The sequence below is a fragment of the Roseivivax sp. CAU 1761 genome (assembly GCF_054482755.1).
The window spans coordinates 339,943-356,063 of the sequence record NZ_JBTLRM010000001.1; the positions used below are offsets into that span (position 1 = coordinate 339,943).

At 71.7% G+C, this 16,121-nt stretch carries 15 protein-coding genes; 4 read left to right on the top strand and 11 right to left on the bottom strand.

All coding sequences use genetic code 11. The features are described from left to right. Positions 1-32: 32 nt before the first annotated feature. Both ACXYMW_RS01635 and ACXYMW_RS01640 read right to left on the bottom strand, forming a co-directional pair. Positions 33-1,346 carry a hypothetical protein gene (locus ACXYMW_RS01635; protein WP_459033532.1) on the bottom strand — a complete coding sequence of 438 codons (1,314 nt, stop codon included), beginning with the start codon at positions 1,344-1,346 and terminating at the stop codon, positions 33-35. 27 nt (positions 1,347-1,373) lie between these two features. Beyond that, on the bottom strand, positions 1,374-1,856 hold the full coding sequence (locus tag ACXYMW_RS01640; RefSeq protein WP_459033533.1) for a hypothetical protein: 483 nt from the start codon (positions 1,854-1,856) through the stop codon (positions 1,374-1,376). Between the two features lie 150 nt (positions 1,857-2,006). Between ACXYMW_RS01640 and ACXYMW_RS01645 the strand changes: the two genes are divergently transcribed. Together ACXYMW_RS01645 and ACXYMW_RS01650 are read left to right on the top strand one after the other, a co-directional pair. Then, the gene (locus ACXYMW_RS01645) at positions 2,007-3,269 is read left to right on the top strand and encodes an FCSD flavin-binding domain-containing protein (RefSeq protein WP_459033534.1); all 1,263 of its coding nucleotides are present in this window, start codon (positions 2,007-2,009) and stop codon (positions 3,267-3,269) included. Positions 3,270-3,331: 62 nt separating this feature from the next. Next, positions 3,332-4,828: a DUF2252 domain-containing protein gene (locus ACXYMW_RS01650; protein ID WP_459033535.1), complete on the top strand. Its 1,497-nt coding sequence runs from the start codon at positions 3,332-3,334 to the stop codon at positions 4,826-4,828. Between the two features lie 43 nt (positions 4,829-4,871). On the opposite strand, the gene ACXYMW_RS01655 is transcribed toward ACXYMW_RS01650, so the two are convergent. The 7 genes from ACXYMW_RS01655 to ACXYMW_RS01685 all read right to left on the bottom strand — a co-directional run bounded on the left by ACXYMW_RS01655 (position 4,872) and on the right by ACXYMW_RS01685 (position 10,970). Then, entirely contained in the window at positions 4,872-5,024 is a 153-nt protein-coding gene (locus tag ACXYMW_RS01655; protein WP_459033536.1) for a carbohydrate-binding module family 14 protein, read from the bottom strand. A gap of 56 nt (positions 5,025-5,080) precedes the next feature. After that, complete coding sequence (gene purB / locus ACXYMW_RS01660; RefSeq protein WP_459033537.1) at positions 5,081-6,388, bottom strand: adenylosuccinate lyase; 1,308 nt, start codon at positions 6,386-6,388, stop codon at positions 5,081-5,083. 83 nt (positions 6,389-6,471) lie between these two features. Continuing rightward, complete coding sequence (locus tag ACXYMW_RS01665; protein WP_459033538.1) at positions 6,472-7,191, bottom strand: hypothetical protein; 720 nt, start codon at positions 7,189-7,191, stop codon at positions 6,472-6,474. Positions 7,192-7,312: 121 nt separating this feature from the next. Beyond that, positions 7,313-8,110 carry a lytic murein transglycosylase gene (locus ACXYMW_RS01670; RefSeq protein WP_459033539.1) on the bottom strand — a complete coding sequence of 266 codons (798 nt, stop codon included), beginning with the start codon at positions 8,108-8,110 and terminating at the stop codon, positions 7,313-7,315. Positions 8,111-8,204: 94 nt separating this feature from the next. After that, positions 8,205-8,858: a hypothetical protein gene (locus tag ACXYMW_RS01675; protein WP_459033540.1), complete on the bottom strand. Its 654-nt coding sequence runs from the start codon at positions 8,856-8,858 to the stop codon at positions 8,205-8,207. A gap of 261 nt (positions 8,859-9,119) precedes the next feature. Then, on the bottom strand, positions 9,120-10,526 hold the full coding sequence (gene glnA, locus ACXYMW_RS01680) for a type I glutamate--ammonia ligase (RefSeq protein ID WP_459033541.1): 1,407 nt from the start codon (positions 10,524-10,526) through the stop codon (positions 9,120-9,122). Between the two features lie 105 nt (positions 10,527-10,631). Continuing rightward, positions 10,632-10,970: a P-II family nitrogen regulator gene (locus ACXYMW_RS01685; protein WP_459033542.1), complete on the bottom strand. Its 339-nt coding sequence runs from the start codon at positions 10,968-10,970 to the stop codon at positions 10,632-10,634. Between the two features lie 177 nt (positions 10,971-11,147). Here ACXYMW_RS01685 and ACXYMW_RS01690 point away from each other — a divergent pair, with 177 nt between their 5' ends. Further along, a complete protein-coding gene (locus ACXYMW_RS01690) occupies positions 11,148-12,653 on the top strand; it encodes an NAD(P)H-hydrate dehydratase (protein ID WP_459033543.1) in 1,506 nt (501 codons plus the stop codon). Positions 12,654-13,287: 634 nt separating this feature from the next. Here the strand turns inward: ACXYMW_RS01690 and ACXYMW_RS01695 are convergent. Beyond that, the gene (locus ACXYMW_RS01695) at positions 13,288-14,289 is read right to left on the bottom strand and encodes a GlxA family transcriptional regulator (protein WP_459033544.1); all 1,002 of its coding nucleotides are present in this window, start codon (positions 14,287-14,289) and stop codon (positions 13,288-13,290) included. A 156-nt stretch (positions 14,290-14,445) separates the two neighbouring features. Here ACXYMW_RS01695 and ACXYMW_RS01700 point away from each other — a divergent pair, with 156 nt between their 5' ends. After that, positions 14,446-15,693: a glycerate kinase type-2 family protein gene (locus ACXYMW_RS01700; RefSeq protein ID WP_459033545.1), complete on the top strand. Its 1,248-nt coding sequence runs from the start codon at positions 14,446-14,448 to the stop codon at positions 15,691-15,693. Positions 15,694-15,719: 26 nt separating this feature from the next. On the opposite strand, the gene ACXYMW_RS01705 is transcribed toward ACXYMW_RS01700, so the two are convergent. Next, positions 15,720-16,121: anti-sigma factor domain-containing protein (locus ACXYMW_RS01705; protein WP_459033546.1), on the bottom strand; the 402-nt coding region annotated here is incomplete at its 5' end.

The following is a 16,121-nucleotide window of genomic DNA, read 5'->3' on the forward strand; positions in this document are numbered from 1 at the left end:
TTCGCTGCATGGATACGCCCCCCGCGCCCGGATCATTGCAACAGACAGGCCCCGATCCGTTTGCGGAGATCGGGGTAGGCTTCGACGATCCGGCCGAAATTGCCGCCGTGATCGTAATGGCTGCGCAGCCAGTCGGCGGCCTCCCGGGGGGCGCCGGCGGCCTTCATCTCGTCGGCGATGCAGCCGCAGCGCGCCCAGGCGTCCGGGGACCCGGCGCCGGCATCGCCCGCGAACCGGGCGCAGGCCAGACGGACGCCCGGCCAGCCCGAGGCGCAGGCCGGGGGCGCGCCTTCGATATAGGCGGCGAGGTTCTGGTAGAGCCGTTTGAACGCGGGACTGGAGCAGCTCAGGTCGCGCGCCAGGCGGACGCCGTCGGTTTCCCCGGCCTTCTGCTCCGCCTCGACGAGCGTCGCGCGGCGCATGAGAGCCGCCGGGTCCTGCGCCAGAGTGCCGATCATCCCGAGGACCTGCAGGCCCGCCTGTTCCGGCGCCCCCATGAGGTCGCTCATCACGCCTTCCATGAACCCGGGCGCGAGATCGGGATCGTAGAACCCGGCGCAGGCCTCATCGAAGAAATTGTAGGACCGGCCGAAATACGCGTTCAGTTTCAGCAGGTAAACTCTCAGAAAGAACGGGTCCTCGAGGTCGAGAGCGTCGAAATCGCCGTCGAAGAGCAGGGCGAGCCGTGCACCGCGCGACAGGCCCGAGGCGTCGAAGTCCTCGGCGCTGCAGAGGTCGTCCGCCCCTGACGGCGCGCTCCCGGCGCGCCTGTCCAGGCGCGCGGCCGGCGCGTCTTCGGCGGTGCCTCCGGCGGCCTCGGCCTTCTGCCAGGGATGGCCCGGCGCCGCGGGCATCGCGGCCCGGTCGTTCCCGGAGGCCGGTGGCGGATCGTTCGGGGCAGGCAGCCGCGGCAGGAACTCTCCGGCGCCGGACGCCTCTTCCTCGGGCGCCGTCGGGGCCGGCGGCGGCGCGCCAGGGACCGCCGGGTCCGGGGCCATCTGCGTGATCACCGACCAGTCCCCGCGCCGCCCGGTGATCGCCTCGTAGACCAGGCGCCCGCCGACCTCGCCCACCATCTTCACGCTCTCGGCCTCCGGGCAGTCGAAGGCCATCAGGTTGGCGAGCTGACCGGCGATCCGGGCCATCAGCGCCTGGTCGGCGAAGGGCGGGTCGGCCGCGGCCCGCAGGTTGACGGACACTGCGGGGCTGCAGACAAAATCGTCCGGCAGAAGGATCGTCACGCCGTCCATGGCGCCGACCTGCCGTTCGGCCGCGGGCGGCGTGCCGACCAGGACGCCGACGCTCGCCACCGCGCAGGCGGTCATCATGTTCGCAAGTGCCGACATGCTTTGGCCCTCGTTTCGCGATGAAACCTAAGGCGCTGAAGACAAGTATCTGTCGATGCTCTCAAACATGTGGATCGCGATCAAGCCGTCACAGCCATGCCGGCGGAGAAAAATCGCAGCATCGTATTCGGCGATGTTGGTCTGGATGGCGACCGCGACCGCCTGATCATCGGCGTCGCGCCAGTCCGGCGGGTAGCGGAAGGAATAGAGGGCCCGCACGGTGCCGGGCGCGAGGAACGGCCCGCATTCCATGACCAGCGCCTGAATGATGTTGAACAGGTAATTGCGCATCTCGCTGCCCGCCTGCGGATCCCGCACGCTGGCGGTGATCTCCGGATACCTGCCCTCGTACAGGTAATGCATGTGCGGCAGCGTATAGAGCGCGCCGTCGAAGGTGAGTTGCGCGATCTGGCTTTCCGCGGCGAGAAACCCGAGCTCGGGGGCTTGCGGTAGGATGGTGGTGGTGCGCGTTGGGTCGGCCTGCAGTTTCGCCCCGCTCGACGCGAGCAAGGGCAGCGACTTAGGGAGGTTCGCGACCTTTACGCGGGCGACGTCGACAGCGGCCGCGAAGCGGGGGCGGGCCCCCCGTTGCAAGCTTTTCTTGAGTCTTGGCGCCGATGGCGCGACGCTGGAGCCAGGGAACGGCGATGGGAGGGAGCGATGGACCGGACCAGACGCAAGGTAATGGGGGCGCTGGCCGCGGCCGGTGCGGCGCTGGCGGCGCCCCGGGCGATCGGCCAGGCGGTGCCGCGGGTCGTGGTGGTGGGCGGCGGCGCTGGCGGCGCCAGCGCGGCGCGGCGGATCGCCGAGGAGGCCGGCGATGCTGTCTCGGTGACGCTGGTGGAGCCGTCGCGGCACTACTACACCTGTTTCTTCTCCAACCTCTTCATCGGCGGGCTGGAGGAGATGGCGCGGCTCGGCCACGGCTACGGCACGCTGGCCGCCGAGTACCGCATCAACGTCGTCCATGACAGGGCGGTGGCGGTCGACCGCGACGCCCGGACGCTGCGGCTCGCCGGCGGCGCCGCGCTGCCCTATGACCGGCTGATCCTGTCGCCGGGGATCGACTTCGTCCCCGACGCGGTGCCGGGCTGGGACGTCTCGGCGCAGACCCGGATGCCGCATGCCTACAAGGGCGGCGCCCAGGCCGAGCTGCTCAGGGCGCAGATCCTCGCCATGCCCGAGGGCGGCCGGGTGGCGGTGATCGCGCCGCCGAACCCCTATCGCTGCCCGCCCGGGCCTTACGAGCGGGTGTCGATGATCGCCCACGTGCTGTCGCAGACCAACCCGACCGCGAAGATCCTGCTGGTCGATCCCAAGGAGGGCTTCTCCAAGCAGACGCTGTTCGAGGAGGCCTGGCAGCGGCATTATCCCGGCATGATCGAGCGCATCGGCCCGGATTTCGGCGCCGGCGCGGTCTCGGTCGACCCCGCCGCCATGAGTGTGGACATCGACGGCAGCGTCGAGGAGGTCGATGTCTGCAACGTCATCCCGGCGCAGCAGGCCGGGCGCATCGCGTACGAAGCCGGCCTGACCGAAGACGGCTGGGCGCCGGTCGATCCGTCCGGCATGGTGTCGCGCAAGGACGCGGCGATCCACGTCCTGGGCGATGCCTCGGCGCAGGGCGACATGCCGAAATCCGCCTTCGCCGCCAACAGCCAGGCCCAGGTCTGCGCCGAGGCGGTGCTGGGCGCGCTGACCGGGGCCACGGTGCAGCCGGCGATCTTCGCCAATACCTGCTGGTCGGCGCTGGCGCCCGAGGACGGCGTCAAGGTCGGCGCGACCTACGAGGCGACGCCGGAGAAGATCGTCTCCACCAGCAGCTTCGTCAGCGCGCCCGAGGAGGACAGGCAGACCCGCGCCGCCACCTTCCGCGAAAGCTTCGACTGGTACGCGGCGATCACCGAGGACATGTTCGGCTGATCCCGGAACCGGGCCCGGCGGGCCCGGTTGATCCTCCGAACCGCCGCGCAGGGGAATCGTCCATGGCCAACAGTACCAGCAGCACCGCCCGCCGCGCCGCCCCGAAGCGGCGCGGAGCGACCGGCAGCGGAAAGCGCCGGCCGGATGCCGGCCGCGCCGACGGCGCGCCGGCCGAGGGCCGGGCCGAGGCGGCGCCGGTCCGCGAGGTCGAGAGCCGGGTGGAGGAATACCGCGCGCTGGCGGCACGCTACGTGGAGAGCGCCTGCACCATGCGGCCCTGCGACCTCGACGGGCAGGCGCGGCGGCGGCATGTGCGCTCGACCATCGTCGAGGATCACGCGGTGCGCATCGATTCCCGCGCGCAGGGCGCCGAGACCAAGTTCGCCAAGCTCGCCGGGTCGCTGTTTTCCTTCTTCCGCGGCACCTCGCTGCTGTTTCACCGCGACATGGCGGGCGAGGATGCGCGGATGCCCACCGTGCTGGTGCTGGGCGACGTCCATCCCGGCAATTTCGGGGTCATGCCGAACGCCGACAACGTGCCGATCTTCGGCGTCAACGATTTCGACGACGTGATCTACGGCCCGTTCACCTGGGATCTGAAGCGCGGCACCACCGGCTTCATGCTCGCCGCCAGCGAGAAGGGCGGATACGGCCGCAAGAAGCAGCGCAAGATCGCCCGCAAGTTCCTCAAGGGCTACGCCGAGGGCATGGCCTATTACGCCCGCCACAACACCGAGTCGAGCGAGCAGATGCGCCCCGACAACAGCCCCAAGGTGATCCGGAAGCTCTTCGAGGAGGCCTACGAGACCCGGGCGGAATGGCTGCGCGACCGCTATCTCGACGAGACCGGGCGCGGCTTCCGCGCCAACGAGGAGCTGACGCCGATCACCACCCGCTGCGAGGAGTTCCAGGGCTATATCGACGCGCTGGCCAAGAAGAATGGCATCGACAAGGCCGGACGCACGGGCTCGCTCAAGGTCAAGGACGTGGCGCTCAGGCACGGGCAGGGCACCGCGTCGCTGGGGCTGCCGCGCTATTACTGCCTGATCGAGGGGCCGAGCGGCGACGCCACCGACGACCTGATCATCGAGTTCAAGCGCGCCCGGCGCTCGGCGCTCGAGGGGCTGGTGCCGGCGCATGATTTCCACGCCGGCGAGACCGGCGACCGGATCGCCCACGGCCAGTCGGTGCACCTGGCCAAGGGCGACGTGTTCTACGGCGCCTGCGAGATCGACGGCGACAGCTTCATGTCGCGGGAGCGCGCGCCGTTCCGCGACGACGTCGACATGGACGATCTGTCGGGCAAGTCATGGAAGCGCTACGCCCGGGCCTGCGGCCGGGCGCTGGCGCAGGCGCATGCCCGCTCCGACGATGCCGGGAAGCTCGACTATCGGATCGAGCCGCGCATCCTCGAGGCGATGGCGCCGCAGGGACTGTTCATCGACGACATGCTGGCCTTCGCCGAGGAGGCGCTGGCGCGGCTCGAGCGCGACCATGCCTTCTACAGGCAGGATCTGGCGCTCGGCGCCTTCGACATGACCGAGAAGCACTACCGTTAGGCGGCCGTCAGGGCAGCGCCACGACGACGGGCTGGGCCGCGGCTCAGCTGCTGGTGGCGATGCAGGTCCGGCTGTCGGGATCGAACACCATGCCGTCGGCGCAGCTCATCACGTGGCGCTGGCCGCTGCACTCGGCGGCGGCGGCGGACACCCAGGCAATGGTCAGGGCCGCGGCTGCGATCAGGGTCTTGGTCATTGGCGCACCTCCTCCAGAGATGCGCCAGCCTAGCACGGGTCGCGCCGCCGCCAAAGTCAGGCTTTGCCGAAGACCCGGGCGAAGATCGTGTCGACATGCTTGGTGTGGTAGCCAAGGTCGAACTTCTCCTCGATCTCGGCCGGGCTGAGCGCCGCGGTGACCTCGGGATCGGCCAGTAGCTCCTCCTTGAAGTCGCGGCCCTGTTCCCAGACCTTCATGGCGTTGCGCTGCACCAGGCGGTAGGCATCCTCGCGGCTGACGCCGGCCTGGGTCAGCGCCAGCAGCACGCGCTGCGACATCACCAGGCCTTTGAACTTGTTCATGTTGGCCAGCATGTGCTCGGGATAGACCACCAGCTTGTCGATCACCTGGGTCAGGCGGGCCAGCGCGAAGTCGAGGGTGATGGTGGCATCGGGGCCGATATTGCGCTCCACCGAGGAATGCGAGATGTCGCGCTCGTGCCAGAGCGCCACGTTCTCCATCGCCGGCACCACGGCCATGCGCACCAGCCGGGCGAGGCCGGTGAGGTTCTCGGTCAGCACCGGGTTGCGCTTGTGCGGCATCGCCGAGGAGCCCTTCTGGCCGGCGGAGAAGAACTCCTCGGCCTCCAGCACCTCGGTGCGCTGCATGTGGCGGATCTCGATCGCCACGTTCTCGATCGAGGAGGCGATGACGCCCAGCGTGGCGAAGAACGCCGCATGGCGGTCGCGCGGGATCACCTGGGTGGAGATCGGCTCGGGCGTCAGGCCGAGCTTGTCGCAGACATGCTCTTCCACCGCCGGGTCGATATTGGCGAAGGTGCCGACGGCGCCGGAGATCGCGCCGGTGGCGATCTCGGCGCGGGCGGTCTTCATCCGCGCGAGGTTGCGGTCCATCTCGGCGTAGAAGCGGGCGAAGGTCAGGCCCATGGTGGTGGGCTCGGCATGGATGCCGTGCGAGCGGCCGATGCGCACCGTGTCCTTGTGCTCCAGCGCGCGGCGCTTGAGCGCGGCCAGCAGCGCCTCGAGATCCTTGATCAGGATGTCAGCGGCGCGCACCAGCTGGATGTTGAAGGTGGTGTCGAGCACGTCGGACGAGGTCATGCCCTGATGCACGAAACGCGCCTCGTCGCTGCCCACGATCTCGGCCAGATGGGTCAGGAAGGCGATGACGTCATGCTTGGTGACGGCTTCGATCTCGTCGATGCGGGCGACGTCGAACTCGACATCCTTGGCCGTCCAGACTGCCTCGGCATTGGCCTTCGGGATCACCCCCAGCGCGGCCTGGGCGTCGCAGGCATGGGCCTCAATCTCGAACCAGATGCGGAACTTGGTCTCCGGGGTCCAGATCGCGACCATGTCGGGGCGGGAATAGCGGGGGATCATGCGCGGCGGACCTTTCGTGGCTGGGGCTCTCGCGCGGGGTCATAGCCCCGCCGCCGCACGGGAACAAGCCGCGTGCCCCGCGCTCAGCGCGCGAGCCGCGCCAGCGCCGCCGCGATGCCCAGATCGTTGGCCGCGCTGCCCGGCCGCTTCATCCGCTGCACGGTCCTCAGGAATCCCGCGGCCAGCCCGTCGGGGTCGGCGGCGTCGGGCAGGGCGGGGGGCGGCGGGCTGGCGGCGGGCCGCAGCCGGGCCACCGGGCGCGCGGCCGGGGCGGTGTCCGCCGGCGGCTCGGCCGGGCCTGCCGCGTCAAGCTTCTGGTCGTCGATCAGCCGGGCCAGACGGCAGGCGGCGCCATGCTCCTCGTCGTCGCGGCTGGGGGCGCGGATCGCCGGCGCGGCGCGGGTGCGGCGCGGCGAGACGTAGCTCTGGGCGGTGTGGAACTCGTCGGGACGCAGCAGGACCCCCGGCGCCAGCCATTCGACCTCGCGCGCCTCGACCACCGCCATCGCGCGCAGCACCACCTGGGCCAGGATCCGCACCGCGCGTTCGCGGCTCGGCGTGGCCTGGCCGGGGCGCGGCGCCATGCGGAAGGTCACGCGGCCGCCCTGGCCGGGCTGCAATTCCGTTTCCACCCGGACGATCAGCGAGGCACCGGCCGCGGCCGACAGCGCCGCCGAGCGGATGGCGCTGCCATGCGGTGGCAGGTCCAGCCGTTCGAGCACTTCTGCCATCCCCGGCAGAAACAGCAGCGGATCGACGCCCACGGCGCGCGGGACGAGCAGAGCGGCATAGGGGAGAGGCATCGCGGCGTCCTGACGAAGGGTTTACGAACCCCCTAAGACTTGCCGATCATTGCGGAGAAACTTGGGCGGCTTCGGACCGATACCGGGCCCGAAGCCGGAAATTCGCGCAAGGATTGCGGGATCAGGAATCGATCCGCTCGGCCACCAGAGCGATGGCCTGCTGGTAGACCGTCGCGGCGTTCCATTCGCCGAGCACGCGGAAGTTCTGCGTGCCGGGCTGGTAGGGCTGCCCGGGCTGCCAGCCCTTCTGGCGCAGGAAGTTGGCGGTGGAGGCCAGCGCGTCGGCCTCGCTGTAGAGATCGACGCGGCCGTCGCCGTTGCCGTCGGCGCCGAAGCGCAGGGCGTTGCCGGGCAGGAACTGGGTGTGGCCGAGCTCGCCGTGATAGGCGCCGCGCTGGTTCGGCGAGAGCATACCGCGATCGACCATCTTCAGCGCCGCGATGGCATGCGGGGTGAAGAAGTCCGAGCGGCGGCAATCATAGGCCACGGTCGAGATCGAGGAGACCACGGGCTCCGAGCCCATGTTGCGCCCGAAGCCGGTTTCCATGCCGTGGATGGCCAGCAGGATGCCGGCCGGCACGCCGTAGCGCTGCTCGAGGGACTGGAAGAAGCCGGGGTTGCGGTTCTTGCGCTGGCGCGCCTGCGCGGCGAAGCCGTCCACCGAGCCCAGGCGGATCTGGATGAAACGGTCGAGGCTGTACTTCACGCCCTTCTGGTTGCGGTCGGCGTTGATCGTGGCAGTGGAATATTGTGCCCCCGCCAGCGCCTGGAGCCCGCGCTGACCGACCCCGGCCGCCTGCGCCTCGTTCGCGAATTGGGCCTTCCAGGCATTGAAGCCGGAGGCGTCGTTGCCGCACGGGGCGGCCAAGGCCGGACCCGACAGGATCGCGAGGCTGAGGGCGGTCACTAAGGTTCGCATGGAAGGCTCCCTGGCACGTCTGTGAGCGCCGGCCTCGGGCGAGGCCGGCGTATGCCCACAACCCGTATCCTTCGTCAGGGTTCCGGATCCCGCGTCAGAAGATCGCCCGTGCCGCGGCGGTGGCGCCGGAGCTCGAGAAGAAGATCAGCAGGCTCGACAGGCCGGCGGCCAGCGACGCCACGCGCAGACGCATCGCCCCGGCCTCGGCCTGCTGGGCGGCGGCCTCGAGCTTCGCGGCGCGCAGCTCCTCGGGCGTGGCGGCGCGGCGCAGCGTGGCGCGCAGGCGGGTGGCCTCGTCGACCGGCCGGGGCCGGCGCGGCGCCTGCGGCTGAGCCGGGCGCACGGGACGGCGCGGGTGGATGCGGTCGGCGCAGGCCGCGGCCGGGCCGCTCGCCGGCACGGCGCCGAACTCGGCGGCCAGCGTCGCGAGGAAGGCGTCGCGCGGCAGCACGGTGCGGCTGCCGGGCCAGACGATGCCGCGGGCCGGCAGGCGCTGCAGCAGATGGAAGCAGAGCGCGGCCAGCTGGCTGCCCCGGTCTTCCGCGGCGCCGGCGAGCCCGATCTCCAGCGCGGCCTCGTCCGGGCCGCTTCCCTGGCGGAGCTCGCAGGTGACCTGCGCCAGCCGTCGCTCCGGCAGCGCCGCCGCGGCGGCCGCTTCGGCGGCGGCAAGAATGTCCTGCATGGCGGCGGCCGCGGGCAGCGCGGCGGCGTCGCACAGAATGGTGGCGGTGTATCCGCTCTCGTTCATGACTTTATCCCCACTTGTCCGAATTGCGGACTGAGGGAAGGATGCAACCCAAGATTGAAACGTTTGCGACCGAACGGGACAGATTGCGCGGCAGAAATGCGGCGCTTTCGCCGCAATTCGCAGCGGTGCCGTGCGCGATCCGGGCATAGCCCGGCGCGGCGCGCGCCATTGCCGCGGTCCCGCGCGACGCCTCGGGGTCGGGTCTGAAACGACGAAAGCCGGGCCTTCCGGCCCGGCTTCCGCGATCCCGAAAGGGAGCGATCAGCAGCTGTAGTAGAGCTTGAACTCGACCGGGTGCGGGGTGTGCTCGTAGAGCTCGAGCTCTTCCATCTTCAGGTCGATGTAGCCCGCGATCTGGTCCTTGGTGAAGACGTCGCCGGCGAGCAGGAACTCGTGGTCGTCCTTCAGGCACTGCAGGGCCTCGCGCAGCGAGCCGCAGACCGTCGGGATGCCTTCCAGCTCCTCGGGGGGCAGGTCGTAGAGGTTCTTGTCCATCGCCTCGCCGGGATCGATCTTGTTCTTGATGCCGTCGAGACCGGCCATCAGCAGCGCCGCGAAGCACAGATAGGGGTTGGCCGACGGGTCCGGGAAGCGGGCCTCGACGCGCTTGGCCTTCGGGCTCTCGGTCCACGGGATCCGCACGCAGCCCGAGCGGTTGCGGGCCGAGTAGGCGCGCAGCACCGGCGCCTCGAAGCCCGGGATCAGGCGCTTGTAGGAGTTGGTGGACGGGTTGGTGAAGGCGTTCAGCGTCTTGGCATGCTTCAGGATGCCGCCGATGAAGTGCAGCGCCTCCTGGCTCAGATCGGCATACTTGTCGCCGGCAAACAGCGGCTTGCCGTCCTTCCAGATCGACATGTTGCAGTGCATGCCGGTGCCGTTGTCACCGTAGATCGGCTTCGGCATGAAGGTCGCCGACTTGCCGTAGGCCTCGGCCACGTTGTGGATGACGTACTTGTACTTCTGCAGGTTGTCGGCCTGCTCGACCAGCCCGCCGAAGATCATGCCGAGCTCGTGCTGGCACGACGCCACCTCGTGGTGGTGCTTGTCGACCTTCATGCCCATGCGCTTCATGGTCGAGAGCATCTCGGAGCGCAGGTCCTGGGCGTGGTCGGTCGGGTTGACCGGGAAGTAGCCGCCCTTGACGCCCGGACGGTGGCCGGTGTTGCCCATCTCGTACTCGGTGTCCGAGTTCCACGACGCGTCGATGGCGTCGACCTCGTAGGACACCTTGTTGATGGTGTTGGAGTAGCGCACGTTGTCGAAGATGAAGAACTCGGCCTCGGGACCCCAATAGGAGGTGTCGCCGATGCCCGACGCCTTCAGGTAGGCCTCGGCCTTCACGGCGGTGCCGCGCGGGTCGCGCTCATAGGGTTCGCCGGTGTCGGGCTCGACCACGGTGCAGTGGATGCAGATGGTCTTCTCGGCGTAGAACGGGTCGATATAGGCCGTGGTGGTGTCGGGCATGAGCTTCATGTCCGAGGCCTCGATGGACTTCCAGCCGGCAATGGAGGAGCCGTCGAACATGAAGCCTTCCTCGAGGAAGTCCTCGTCGACCTGGTCCGCCATCAGCGTGACGTGCTGCAGCCGGCCGCGCGGGTCGGTGAAGCGAATGTCGACATAGGCGACGTCTTCGTCCTTCATCAGCTTGAGAACGTCCGAATTACTCATTCCCAGATTCCTTCTTTCTCATCGGTTCGGGAGTGTGGCTGCGCGGTCGGCGGGACGCGGGCGGGATGGCCCGGCGCCGACCGAATTGCGGGGGCGGAGGCGGGCTCAGAGCGCGTCGGAGCCGGTTTCGCCGGTGCGGATGCGGATCGCCTGCTCGACCGGGCTGACGAAGATCTTGCCGTCGCCGATCTTGTCGGTCTTGGCCGCGGCGATGATCGCCTCGATGGCGGCGTCGACCTGATCGTCGTCGAGCACCACCTCGATCTTCACCTTGGGCAGGAAATCCACGACGTATTCGGCGCCGCGATAGAGTTCGGTGTGGCCCTTCTGCCGGCCGAAGCCCTTGACCTCGACCACCGAGAGCCCCTGGATGCCGCTTTCCTGAAGCGCTTCTTTGACCTCATCGAGTTTGAAGGGCTTAATGATCGCCTCGATTTTCTTCATGCGCCGCGGCCTCCTCGTTGGCATTTGCGAGCCTCAGACCATGTCTCGCGGGGTGCCACAATCGCCGAGCCGGCCCGGTCAAGGTTCGGGCGCGGCGCGACGGAGCATATGCACAAATTTTGTGCGTTTCGCACAAGAATGTATCGGAATTGAATCGGAGGATGCGTGCCCGACCTGATGAGTGCCGCCGAAATGCGCAATGCCGAGGCAGCCGCGATGGCATCCGGCGAGGTTTCGGGCGGAGAATTGATGGAGCGGGCCGGGCAGGGCGTGGTCGCCGCGCTGCTCGCGCATTGGCCGGAACTGGGGCTCGGGGCGCATCGCGCGCTGGTGCTGTGCGGACCCGGCAACAACGGCGGGGACGGCTACGTCATCGCCCGTGCCCTGCACGGCCGCGGCTGGGAGGTCACCGTGCAGGCGCTCGGCGATCCCGGCCGCCTCACCGGGGACGCGGCGGCGATGCGCGACCGTTGGCGTGCGCTCGGCGCCATCGCGGCGCTCGACGGCGACGGCCCGCCGGCCGATCTCGTCGTCGACGCGCTGTTCGGCACCGGCCTGGCGCGGCCCCTCGACCGCGATCTGCTGCGCCGACTGCACCGGCTGGTGCCGGCGAACCCGCGCCGCGTCGCGGTCGACATGCCGAGCGGCGTCTGCGCCGATAGCGGGCGCGTGCTCGGCGACGCAGAGGCGCGGCCGCCGGGCGCCGATCTCACCGTCACCTTCCACAGCGCCAAGCGGGGCCACGTGCTGGCCGAGGGCGCGGAACTGGCCGGCCGGCTGGCGATCCGCGACATCGGGATCGGCGCGGCCCCCGCCGCGGCGCAGCTGCTGACCGGGCCGGTCTGGCCGCTCGCCAAGGCCGGGCGGCCGGGCGCGCACAAATACGATCACGGCCACGCGCTCGTGCTGACCGGCGGGGCCGGGCGCACCGGCGCGGCGCGGCTCGCCGCCCGCGCGGCGCTGCGGATCGGCGCCGGCCTGGTCACGCTGGGCGCGCCGGCGGAGGCCGAGCCCGAAGTGGCGGCGCAGATCACCGCGCTGATGCTGCGTCGGGTCGCGGATGCCGGGGCGCTGTCGGCGGCGCTCGAGGATGCGCGGCTCAACGCCCTCTGCCTCGGCCCCGGGCTTGGATTGGCGCGTGCGGCGGACCTGGTGCCCGCGGCGCTTGGCGCGGGGCGCGCCACGGTGCTCGACGCCGACGCGCTGACCGCCTTCGCGAAGAGACCGGAGAGGCTGTTCGAGCATTTGCACGATGCCTGCGTGCTGACCCCGCATGGTGGGGAATTCGCCCGGCTCTTTCCCGATCTGGCCGACCGCCTGCGCGCCCCGGCGGCGCGCGGCCCGGCCTTTTCCCGCCTCGATGCAGCCCGGGAGGCGGCGGCGCGCGCCGGCTGCACGATCCTGCTCAAGGGCCCGGACACGGTGATCGCCGCGCCCAACGGCGCGCTCCGGGTCAACGCCGCGGTGGGTCCGGACGCCGCGCCCTGGCTCGGGACGGCGGGGACCGGCGACGTGCTGGCGGGGCTGGTCGCGGGGCTCATGGCCCGCGGCGCACCGGCGCCCGAGGCTGCCGCCAGCGCCGCCTGGCTGCACGCCGAGGCGGCCCGCCGCTTCGGCCCGGGCCTGATCGCGGAAGACCTGCCCGAGGCGCTGCCCGGCCTGCTCCGCGATCTCGGCGCCTGAGGCGCCCTGTTCAGGCGGCGGCGCGGTCGGGCCGGTTGGCGGCCAGTTCCTGCCCGTCGCCACAGACCAGGTGCGGGCGGTCGAAGACGGGGCGCGATCACCGCGACCGGGCGGGATGCGAGCCGGCGCACGAATGCGCCGTCGACCGGGCGCCCTGCCGGGACCAGCGCCTGCGCCCGCCCGAACGGCGCCCGGGCGCGCCAGTCGCGCACCGGGATCGCCAGCGCCGCGCGCAGGACGGCGTCGCGGTCGGGCCCCAGGTCGCCGAGCGGCCCGCCCGGATCCGCGTCGGCGCGGTGAGAAGACGCGACCGCAGCTCACGCAGCACTGCCCTGCCGGCGTCGCGGGTGATCACCCGGTCGCCCGGGCCCGGCACCTCGACCGGCAGGGTGCCGTCCCGGGTGGGGACCGCCGTGCCGGCCACCAGCGCAGTGCCGCAGCCGGGCTGCGGGCGCGGGTGCCCCGCCATGGCGCCCCGTGTAGTGATGTCCATCGCCCCGCCTCCGGTCGTTGCGGCTGCCGGGATCGTCGCGGGCGAGCGTGCCGAGACCGGATTGACGCGCGATCGATTCCGCCGCTGGCCGCCCCCGCCACGATTGGCCGTCGCGGCGGATCGGGGCGGCCCCGCTTGGGGTCAGGGGGCGGCGGCGGGCTGCGGCCGGTGGCTCTGGCGCCAGGCTTCGGGTGTGGTGCCCTGGTGGCGGCGGAAGGTTCGGATCAGGTGCGAGGCGTCGCAGAACCCGGTCTCGGCCGCGATCTCCGCCACGGGCCGGTCGCTGGTCTCGAGCCGGAGCCGCACCTGCGCCAGCCGCAGCCGCAGGAAGGCCTCGGCCGGGCTCAGCCCCAGCGCCTCGCGGAAATGGCGTTCGAGCTTGCGCCGCCCGGCGCCCACGGCCGCGGCGATGCGCGCCACGCTCGGCGGATCGTCGAGGCTCTGCTGCATGTGCAGGACGGCGCGGCGCACCAGCGGGTCGCGGGTGTGCAGATCCGAGGGCAGGCCGGGCTGCGGCTCGTCGGGGTGCATGGCCTCGTCGATGATCAGGATGTGCAGGCTCTTGCGGGCCGCCGACCGTCCGACGTGACGGTCCACCAGATAGGCCGCCAGATGCGCCGCACTGGCGCCGCCGGAACAGGTCAGGCGGTCGCGGTCGACCACGAAGATGCGGTCCGAGACCGGCAGCAGCCCGTCGTAGCGTTCGAGGAAATCGTCGTGGTGAAACCAGCTCACGCAGGCCCGGTAGCCCTGCATGAGCCCGGCCTCGTGCAGCAGGAAGGTGCCGGTGCAGAGCCCGATCAGCGGCACCCCGGCGGCGGCGGCGGCGCGCAGGAAGGCGACCTGGTCGGGCCGCAGCCCGTGCGCCTCGTCGAGCAGACCGCCGACCACCGCGACGTAGTCGAAGCGGCCCGGCGCCCCGGGGCGTTCGTTCGGCGCCACGGTGACGCCGCAGCTCGACCGCACCGGCGCCATGTCGGCGGACAGCACCGACCAGGCGCAGCGGATCGGTCGCGACCGGTCGCCCTCATCGGCGGCGAGCCGCAGCACGTCGACGAAATTGGCGAAGGCCGACAGGGTGAAGCGTTCGGCCAGGATCAGGCCGACACGGAGGTTGGGGCGGGGCGGGGCGATGGCGCTCATGGCGCCATGCTACCATGCCCACCCGCCCGGGCGACAGGTCACACCGCCCGATCGGGTGGGGCTGCGGCGCCATGGTTCGGGGCACCGCGGCGGCCCCGCGGTTGACAGCCGCGGGGCTCCCGCCCTTGATGGCGCCGAACCTGCGAGAGGCCCGACATGACCGAGTTCCGCACGCTTGCCCGCGACCTCTTCGATGCCGGAGTGGCGGCCGCCGACCCGGCCCGGGCGCTGGCGCGCGCCTTGCGCACCCATCCGCTGCCCGAGGCGCCGGGCCGGCTGATCCTGATCGCCGTGGGCAAGGCCGCGCCGCTGATGCTCGACGAGGCGCTGCGCCATGCCGGACCGGGCTGCGAGGCGCTGGCCGTGACCCATCACGAGAACGACCGCGCGGTGGCCGGGGCGCGGGTGCTGCGGGCCGGCCATCCGGTGCCCGACGCGGCCGGGGCGGAGGCCGCCCGCGCGGTGCTCGACCTGCTCGATTCCGCCGGGCCCGAGGACCGCGTGGTGGCGCTGATCTCGGGCGGCGGCTCGGCGCTGCTGCCGGCCCCGGTGGCGCCGCTGACGCTGCAGGACAAGGCGGCGGTGAACGAGGTGCTGCTGGCCGGCGGGCTCGACATCGTGCGGATGAACCACGTGCGCCAGCAGCTGTCCGAGCTGAAGGGCGGCGGCTTTTTGCGCCGCGCCGCGCCGGCGCCGGTGACCGCCTACATCCTCTCGGACGTGATCGGCGACGACCTGCGCGCCATCGCCTCGGGGCCCACCGTGGGCCCGATCGGCACTCCGGCCAGCGCCCGGCGGCTGCTCGAGGAGGCCGATCTCTGGGACCGCCTGCCCGAGGCGGCGCGCCGGCATCTGGAGCGCGCGCCGGATCCGGGACCGGTGCCGGAGGCGGCCAACCACCTGATCGGCTCGAACCGGCAATCGCTCCAGGCGATGGCGGCGCGGGCGGAGGCGCTGGACCTGGCGGTACGCGTCGTCGACGACCGGCTGGTCGGCGATGTCGGCGCGGCCGCCGAACGCATCCTCGGGGAGTTCGCGGCCCCCGACCGGCCCACGGCGCTGCTTTTCGGGGGCGAGACCACGGTGACGCTGCGCGGCCGCGGGCTGGGCGGGCGCAACCAGGAGCTGGCGCTGCGGGTGGCGCTCGGCGCGCCGACCGCGGCGGCCGGGACCTGGGCCTTCCTGTCGGGCGGCACGGACGGGCGCGACGGGCCGACGGATGCGGCGGGCGGGCTGGTCGATGCCGGCACCGCGGGACGCATCCGCGCCAGCGGGCTCGACCCCGAGGCGCTGCTGGCCGACAATGACAGCTATCACGCGCTCGAGGCGGCGGGCGATCTGGTGCGGATCCCGGCCACCGGCACCAACGTGGCCGACGTGCAGGTGCTGATCCTCGCCCCGTAGCGCGGGGCGGCATCCGGGTTCCGACCTCAGGGCGCGGGCAGGATCGCCGCGGCGAGGATCGGCCCTTCGGGCCGCCCCGAGGCCGGCCGGCCGGCGGGGTCGCGGCTGATCGCCAGCAGCAGGTCGGGGGCGGCGGGCGGCAGGGTCAGGCTCTGCGTCCCGCGGGCGGCCAGCACGCCGAGGGCGCGGGCCGGTCCGGTCTCGGGCAGAATCCAGATCCGGTGCACGGCGCCCGGGCGGGGGCGCGCCGCGCCGATCTTCAGCCGCAACCGGTTTGCGGCGCAGCGCATCGCGGTGACGCGGAACTCCATCTGGTCCGCCGTCAGTTCCGCGCAGCGGGTCCGCGGGGCGGCGGGCCGGGCGCATGCGCGCCCGCGGTCGCTCGCAAGAGCCGCGGCGCAGGCGGGATGACCCGGCCCGGCGCGGCG